Raw genomic sequence first — 7352 nt, forward strand, 5'->3', positions numbered from 1 at the left:
GATATACAGACCCTTTAGTGTGATTATTGACGCTTACGCCAAGCAATAACCAACGATAGCATGACGAGTAGATACAGGGGCCATGTTCCCCAATAGCGATAAGGGGTCGTCCCTGTTGTCGGGATCACTTCACCACGCAATACTGCCGTTGTAAACTGTGGAATTTGCTTGGTAATATTACCTCTATGGTCGGTAATGGCGGTTACACCATTATTGGTTGAGCGAATAACTGGTTTTCCTATCTCTAAAGCTCGCATTTGAGCCATTTCCATGTGTTGTAATGGACCAATAGAAGTACCAAACCAAGCATCATTAGACAGCGTTAAAATATAATCAGTCTGCGGTGTGATGTTTTCTCTCACTTGCTCACCATAAACGATTTCGTAGCATAATGCAGGAGCTAAATGGGTGCCGCTAGCTTCCATATTTGGTTGAATATAATCACCACGACTAAATGATGACATTGGTAGATTAAATATTGGCGCTAATGGTCTAAGTAATGCTTCGAATGGTACAAATTCACCAAAAGGAAGTAAGTGATGCTTACTATATCTTGGTTGGTCGAGATAGTTGTAACCACCAGTTCCGTTTACGCCTAGAGAAATAATATTGTTATAGAAGTTTCCTGTCGGGCTTTCGCCTACAATTCCAGTAATGACTGTACTGTTGTTCATTGTAGCTGCACTATCAAGATTACGTAGAAAACTCGGTATTTCCATTTCTAAAGCTGGTATTGCCGCTTCAGGCCAAATAATTAAATCAGCATCCCAATTTTGACGAGTTAAATCCATGTACTTCATGATGGTCGGCCAGCGTTCGCTAGGTAACCATTTCAAGGCTTGATTAATATTCCCTTGAATTAAGGCAACTTTAGTGACTTTTTCTGGTTGCGGAGTTACCCAATCAAAAGGCTTTATCGCAAAAGAAGTAACCACTAAAATTGCGGGAATAAGTAAAAGCCACCATTTTTTTTCTAATAAAGAATAGGTGATAGCGCCAACAGAGATAATGATAATGGCGGTTATACCTTCAACACCAAAGATAGGACCCCATGCGGATAATGGGCTGTCTATTTGACTATAACCGAGCCACAGCCACGGAAAACCAGTAAAGACCCAACCACGAAGCCAATCAGTGATCAACCAGAGTGCAGGTAAAGCAAGTAAGTATTTACTTAATGATGAGTGTGAAAATAATCGGGTTGCTAGAAAAGTAAATAGCATCGGATAAAGAGCAAGATAACTGATAAGACCAATCATTAAGAAAAGCCCAGCAGCCATTGGCATCCCGCCAAAGTTATCAATACTTATATGAACCCAACTGATCCCACAACCAAAATAGCCTAAACCCCAAAAGAATCCGAGCCAAGTTGCTCGCTTGGTTGTTTGTTGGTGCAATAATAAAAATAGGCAAAGTGGGGAAATAAAAGCAAAAGGCCATAAAGAATAGGGAGCAAAAGCCAGAGTGGCACTTGCACCAGAGAGAATGGCAATAAGAAGGCGAATAAGGTAATGGTTCGAAAATGGCATGAAAGGTCTCAAACAAATAATGAAAGAACAGTTAGGTAATATCAGTTGTTGTAATTAGTCTTCAAAAGTCTGATAAAGTTCAGCCGCTTATTGCTAAGCGGCTGAGGATATTACTCTTCTTCGTGTTTCTTTTCCGATTCTTTTTCAGGAATCGTCACTTGAAGTTGTATGATGCGACGGTTATCGGCAGCGGTTACTTTAAAAGTAAAGCCTGATATTTCGATAGTTTCGCCACTTTCAGGTAAATGCCCAAAACTGGTTAATACTAAACCGCCAACGGTATCAATCTCTTCGTCACTGAAGTGTGTTGAAAAAGCGTCATTAAAGTCATCGATTTCAGTTAAGGCTTTCACAGCAAAAGTGTGTTTGCTTAACTGACGGATGTCTTTTTCTTCTTCGTCATCAAACTCATCTTCAATATCCCCAACAATTTCTTCAAGGATATCTTCAATGGTAACTAAACCAGAAACTCCACCAAACTCATCGACTACGATGGCCATGTGGTAACGCTCTTCTCTAAACTCTTTTAAAAGTTTATCAACACGTTTGCTTTCTGGTACTACAACAGCAGGTCGAATAACTTGTTCGATTTCAAAGGCTTCACAATCTGAGCCTAAGTATCTTAGTAAGTCCTTCGCAAGGAGTATTCCTTCAACATGGTCTTTGTCTTCACTGATCACAGGGTAGCGTGAGTGTGACGCTTCTATGATTGTCGCTATCAGTGATTCAAGATTTTGCGTTTTTTCTACAGTGACCATCTGGGACCGCGGTAACATAATATCGCGAACTCTCATTTCAGATATCTCCATTACACCTTCGAGCATGTCTCGGGTATCGTGGTCAATAACTTCATTTTCCTCAGAATCTCTAAATACATCTACCAATTCTCGGCGATCTTTAGGTTCTCCTTGGAACAGTTGTGAAAGGCGTCCTAAGAAGGACTTTCTACTCGGACCTTCTGTATTCTGTGAATTTTCGTCGTTCATGGCTTCTTTAAAAGTAGTTGCTATCAATGTGGATAGCTCACATAGGTAACTATTGGATCATTCCAATAATTATTTCTCAGCAAGATATGGATCTTCAAATCCCATGCCTTGCATTAATTCTGTTTCGAGTGATTCCATCTCTTCAGCTTCTTCATCCTCGATATGGTCATAACCTAGCAGATGGAGGCTGCCATGTACAACCATATGCGCCCAATGTGCTAATAAAGGCTTGTTTTGTTCAACAGCTTCTTTTTCAACGACTTGACGGCAGATGATTAAATCACCAAGTAAATCAATTTCAATTTCTGGTGGTGCTTCAAATGGGAAAGACAGCACATTTGTTGGTTTGTCCATTCCACGATATTGATGGTTTAACTCATGACTTTCTTTTTCATCTACAATTCGAATCGTTAATTCTGCTTGTGGTTGAAATTGAGGAATTACTGCATTTAACCAAGACATCATGTCTTTTTCTGAAGGCAGATCTTTTTCATTTTCACATGCAATTTGTAGATCGAGTTCAATGCTCATCGTTCACCTAAAATTATGGTACTAGTTATTTTCAGAGTCGATTAAATATGCTTCACGTTCTTGCTTTCGACGCTGTTCTTCTAGTTTACGCTCTTTTTGATCATTTGCTTCCCATTTTTCATAAGCATTTACAATACGGGCGACAACCGGGTGGCGGACAACGTCATCGGCAATAAAGAAATTGAAGCTAATTTCATCAACTTCAGATAATACTTCAATAGCGTGACGTAAACCTGATTTAGCTCCACGGGGTAAATCTATTTGAGTGACATCGCCTGTAATTACCGCACGAGAATTAAAACCAATACGAGTTAAGAACATTTTCATTTGTTCTACAGTGGTGTTTTGGCTCTCATCTAAAATAATAAAAGCATCGTTTAATGTACGACCACGCATATAGGCCAGTGGTGCTACTTCAATTACATTACGTTCGATGAGTTTTTCAACACGCTCAAACCCAAGCATTTCAAATAGCGCATCATAAAGAGGGCGTAGGTAAGGGTCGACTTTCTGACTTAGGTCACCTGGTAAGAAACCCAGTTTTTCGCCTGCTTCAACCGCTGGACGGGTTAGAAGAATACGACGAACTTCTTGTCGTTCAAGTGCATCAACTGCTGCTGCAACTGCTAAATAGGTTTTACCAGTACCCGCAGGACCAATACCAAACGTAATATCATGAGTTACCATATTGGTTACATATTGCGCTTGGTTTTCTGTTCGTGGTTTTATAAGGCCCTTCTTAGTCTTGATAAAGATTTCTTTGCCATAAGGGATGGTAGAAACGTCTTCTTTGTCTTGCTCTAATATGCCTGATTCTTTTACTGCTAAATGTATTTGTTCTGGCTCAATATCAGGGTACTGGTTTTTAACGGGTGCAGTATCAACATACAAATCTTTTAAAATATTAACAGCAGCCGAAACGGTATGAGGCTTACCTACGACAGTAAAAAGATTGCCGCGATAGTTTACTTCTACACCTAAACGGCGCTCAAGATGCTTTATATTGTCATCAAATGGGCCGCACAGGCTTGATAATCTCTGATTATTTGCTGGCTCTAAGGTCAACTCTAATTTGGTTGTTTTAATGCTCAATGTCGCCTCGCGTATTGGTAACTATGGGGTATGTCTATTATTTATTGGGTAAATACTAAACTTTCTCAAGACCGAATAAGAAAAAAGATGATCAAGTAACCTTAATCATCTTTTTTAGTGTTTGATTTTATTGAGGTGATCACATTATGGTGTAAAAGTACCTACACCTAGATCATCTTCACGACGAGTTTTTTCTATCATCTCTGAAGGTGAAACTGCAACGCGTAGTCCCATGTCTTTTTCGGTGCGAACTAGCTCACCACGTAGTGAATTAGTGAATGATTCAGTAATATGAATATCAACAAACTGGCCGATTAACTCAGGACTACCGATGAAGTTAACAACACGGTTATTTTCAGTACGAGCACGTAACTCCATTGGGTTACGTTTTGATGGACCTTCAACTAACGCACGAACTTCTGTATCTAGCATTTGACGAGAGAAACGCGCTGATTGGAAGTTAATTTGTTGTTGAAGTTCAGCCAAACGATCTTTTTTCGTTTGCTCTGGGATATCACATGGATAATCAGCAGCAGGTGTACCTGGACGTGGAGAGAAGACAAAACTGTAGCTCATATCAAAATCTACGTCTTTAATTAGTTTCATTGTGTCTTGGAAGTCTTTTTCTGACTCACCAGGGAAAGCAACGATGAAATCCGAACTTATTAGTATATCAGGACGTGCTTTACGTAGTTTACGAATAATAGATTTATACTCAATAGCAGTATGAGGGCGTTTCATCATCGTTAGAATGCGATCTGAGCCACTTTGTACTGGTAAATGTAAGAAGCTTACTAGTTCAGGTGTATCTTCATAAACCGCAACAATGTCGTCACCAAACTCTAATGGGTGGCTTGTTGTAAAGCGCAAGCGGTCGATACCATCAATAGAGGCAACCATGCGAAGTAATTCAGCAAAAGTACAAATGTCACCATCATAGGTAGGACCGCGGTAAGCATTTACGTTTTGACCTAGTAGGTTTACTTCACGTACACCTTGACCGGCCAGCTGTGCAATTTCGAACAATACATCATCTAATGGACGGCTAACTTCTTCACCACGAGTATAAGGAACTACACAATAAGTGCAGTATTTTGAACAACCTTCCATGATAGAAACGAACGCAGATACGCCATCGGCTTTTGGCTCAGGAAGGTTATCGAATTTTTCTATCTCAGGGAATGAAATATCCATTACTGGTTTTTCATTTGATTGAGATTGTTTGATCATTTCAGGCAAACGGTGAAGCGTTTGAGGCCCAAAAATAACATCTACATAAGGAGCTCGTTGACGAATATGATCGCCTTCTTGTGTAGCAACACAACCGCCAACACCAATAACTAAGTCTGGTTTTTTATCTTTTAAATGTTTCCAGCGGCCCAGTTGGTGAAACACTTTTTCTTGTGCTTTTTCACGAATTGAACAGGTATTTAATAACAGAACATCCGCTTCTTTTGGATCTTCAGTTAATTCATAACCATTTGCGGCACCTAAAAGATCGGCCATTTTAGATGAATCGTATTCGTTCATCTGGCAGCCCCAGGTTTTGATTAGCAGTTTCTTAGTCATGTAACTTTTTCACTCGTATTTTATTACTAGAATTCGGTACAGTTTTGAGAGACAAGCTCAATCAAAACGGATAGGGCGCGTATTGTACTGCTTTCCACGCTTAATGACTAGATGTAGACGTCCTTGAATATTTTAAGGGTATTAGGGCATGACTTATCTGAATGATTTAGATTAAGAGTGAATCACGGTAGAATGAAGGAAATTATTGACTCATATAAGGTCTATGGATGATGAAAGAATATGATTACGCTATCGTTGGTGGTGGAATGGTGGGAGCCGCTACCGCTATTGGTTTATCGAAATTAGGGTATCAAGTTGCTGTTATTGAATATAAAGCTCCCGATTCTTTTGATGATAGTCAAGCAATGGATATTCGTGTTTCTGCTATTTCTCAATCTTCCGTTGACTTACTTGAAGCATTGGGGGCTTGGCAATCTATTAAAGAAATGCGTGTATGTCCTTATAAGCGATTAGAAACATGGGAGCACCCCGAATGCAGAACTCGTTTTCATTCAAATGCATTAAATATGGATCAGCTTGGTTTTATTGTTGAAAATCGCCTTATGCAATTAGGGCTATGGCAGACGTTTTCTACTTTTGAAAATCTGACGATTATTACTCCTGCAAAAATCGCTGATCTTGAGTTTTTTACTGACCACAATGTACTGACATTGGAAAGTGGCGATAAAATTAAAGCAAAATGGGTTATTGGTGCTGATGGCGCGAATTCTTATGTCCGTCAGAAAGCAAAAATAGGTATCACTGCTTGGGATTATCGTCAGCACTGCATGTTAATTAATATAGAAACAGAAAAAAATCAACAAGATATAACTTGGCAGTGGTTTACTCCTTCTGGTCCTCGCTCATTCCTTCCCTTACATGGAAATAAAGGCTCTTTAGTTTGGTATGACTCCCCTCAGCGTATTAAACAGCTTTCTTCTATGAGTTCAATTCAATTAGAAAAAGAAATTAAAGCCTATTTCCCACAGGAATTGGGAGAATTTACTGTAGAGCAGCATGGTTCTTTTCCTTTAACGCGTCGACATGCTCAAAAATATGTCGCTCAGCGTTGTGTTTTATTAGGGGATGCAGCTCATACTATTAATCCTTTAGCAGGACAGGGGGTGAATTTGGGCTTTAAAGATGTAAAGGTGCTATTGGAAGAAATTGAATCCAAAGGCGCAGAGACAGATAGGGCGTTACGTATTTATGAATCAAGACGAAAAACAGATAATTTAGCGATGCAATCAAGTATGGATTTGTTTTATACGTTATTCAGTAACTCTTTACCGTCAGTTAAATTTTTACGTAATGTAGGTTTGAAATTCGCTGACTCTTCAGGGGCGTTAAAAACGCAAGCGTTGAAGTATGCATTAGGTTTATAGAAATATTAAATCATATCAGGGACTAGAGCTTAGGGACGAGTAAAAACGAATCTGTACAAAGTAGGGTGATCATTTGGTCCCCCTTTTTTTATTTGTAGAATCACTATTTTTTGAAAAGTGTGGCCTTGTTCCAGCGCTATTTATAAACACTTACTTACTGTTATTGGTACAAAGAGAACATGGATATAGGAGAAGAGATAGTGAAAGGAATAGTACAGACGAAAAAAAAGCCCATCAAATTAATGATGAGCTTTTTTAAA

At 39.2% G+C, this 7352-nt stretch carries 6 protein-coding genes; 1 reads left to right on the top strand and 5 read right to left on the bottom strand.

Annotated features, from left to right (window positions below):
• Positions 1–23: 23 nt before the first annotated feature.
• The 5 genes from lnt to miaB all read right to left on the bottom strand — a co-directional run bounded on the left by lnt (position 24) and on the right by miaB (position 5707).
• A complete protein-coding gene (gene lnt / locus BTO22_RS03180) occupies positions 24–1529 on the bottom strand; it encodes an apolipoprotein N-acyltransferase (RefSeq protein WP_105054242.1) in 1506 nt (501 codons plus the stop codon).
• A 110-nt stretch (positions 1530–1639) separates the two neighbouring features.
• Complete coding sequence (gene corC, locus BTO22_RS03185) at positions 1640–2515, bottom strand: CNNM family magnesium/cobalt transport protein CorC (protein ID WP_105054243.1); 876 nt, start codon at positions 2513–2515, stop codon at positions 1640–1642.
• Between the two features lie 69 nt (positions 2516–2584).
• On the bottom strand, positions 2585–3046 hold the full coding sequence (gene ybeY, locus BTO22_RS03190) for an rRNA maturation RNase YbeY (RefSeq protein ID WP_105054244.1): 462 nt from the start codon (positions 3044–3046) through the stop codon (positions 2585–2587).
• 21 nt (positions 3047–3067) lie between these two features.
• On the bottom strand, positions 3068–4138 hold the full coding sequence (locus BTO22_RS03195) for a PhoH family protein (protein ID WP_105054245.1): 1071 nt from the start codon (positions 4136–4138) through the stop codon (positions 3068–3070).
• A gap of 144 nt (positions 4139–4282) precedes the next feature.
• Positions 4283–5707, bottom strand: coding sequence for a tRNA (N6-isopentenyl adenosine(37)-C2)-methylthiotransferase MiaB (gene miaB / locus BTO22_RS03200; protein ID WP_105054246.1), 1425 nt, complete (start codon positions 5705–5707; stop codon positions 4283–4285).
• 230 nt (positions 5708–5937) lie between these two features.
• Here miaB and BTO22_RS03205 point away from each other — a divergent pair, with 230 nt between their 5' ends.
• Positions 5938–7092 (top strand): 2-octaprenyl-3-methyl-6-methoxy-1,4-benzoquinol hydroxylase, encoded by a 1155-nt coding sequence (locus BTO22_RS03205; protein WP_181044606.1) that lies wholly within the window; start codon positions 5938–5940, stop codon positions 7090–7092.
• Positions 7093–7352 lie beyond the last annotated feature (260 nt).

The organism is Aliivibrio sifiae, from assembly GCF_002954705.1.
In the GTDB taxonomy this organism is placed as follows: domain Bacteria; phylum Pseudomonadota; class Gammaproteobacteria; order Enterobacterales; family Vibrionaceae; genus Aliivibrio; species Aliivibrio sifiae_A.

What these genes read in the sequence shown, in the direction of transcription:
- lnt (WP_105054242.1), bottom strand. Translation starts at nt 1,529, where the DNA reads ATGCCATTTTCGAACCATTACCTTATTCGCCTTCTTATTGCCATTCTC.
- corC (WP_105054243.1), bottom strand. Translation starts at nt 2,515, where the DNA reads ATGAACGACGAAAATTCACAGAATACAGAAGGTCCGAGTAGAAAGTCC.
- ybeY (WP_105054244.1), bottom strand. Translation starts at nt 3,046, where the DNA reads ATGAGCATTGAACTCGATCTACAAATTGCATGTGAAAATGAAAAAGAT.
- miaB (WP_105054246.1), bottom strand. Translation starts at nt 5,707, where the DNA reads ATGACTAAGAAACTGCTAATCAAAACCTGGGGCTGCCAGATGAACGAA.
- BTO22_RS03205 (WP_181044606.1), top strand. Translation starts at nt 5,938, where the DNA reads ATGAAAGAATATGATTACGCTATCGTTGGTGGTGGAATGGTGGGAGCC.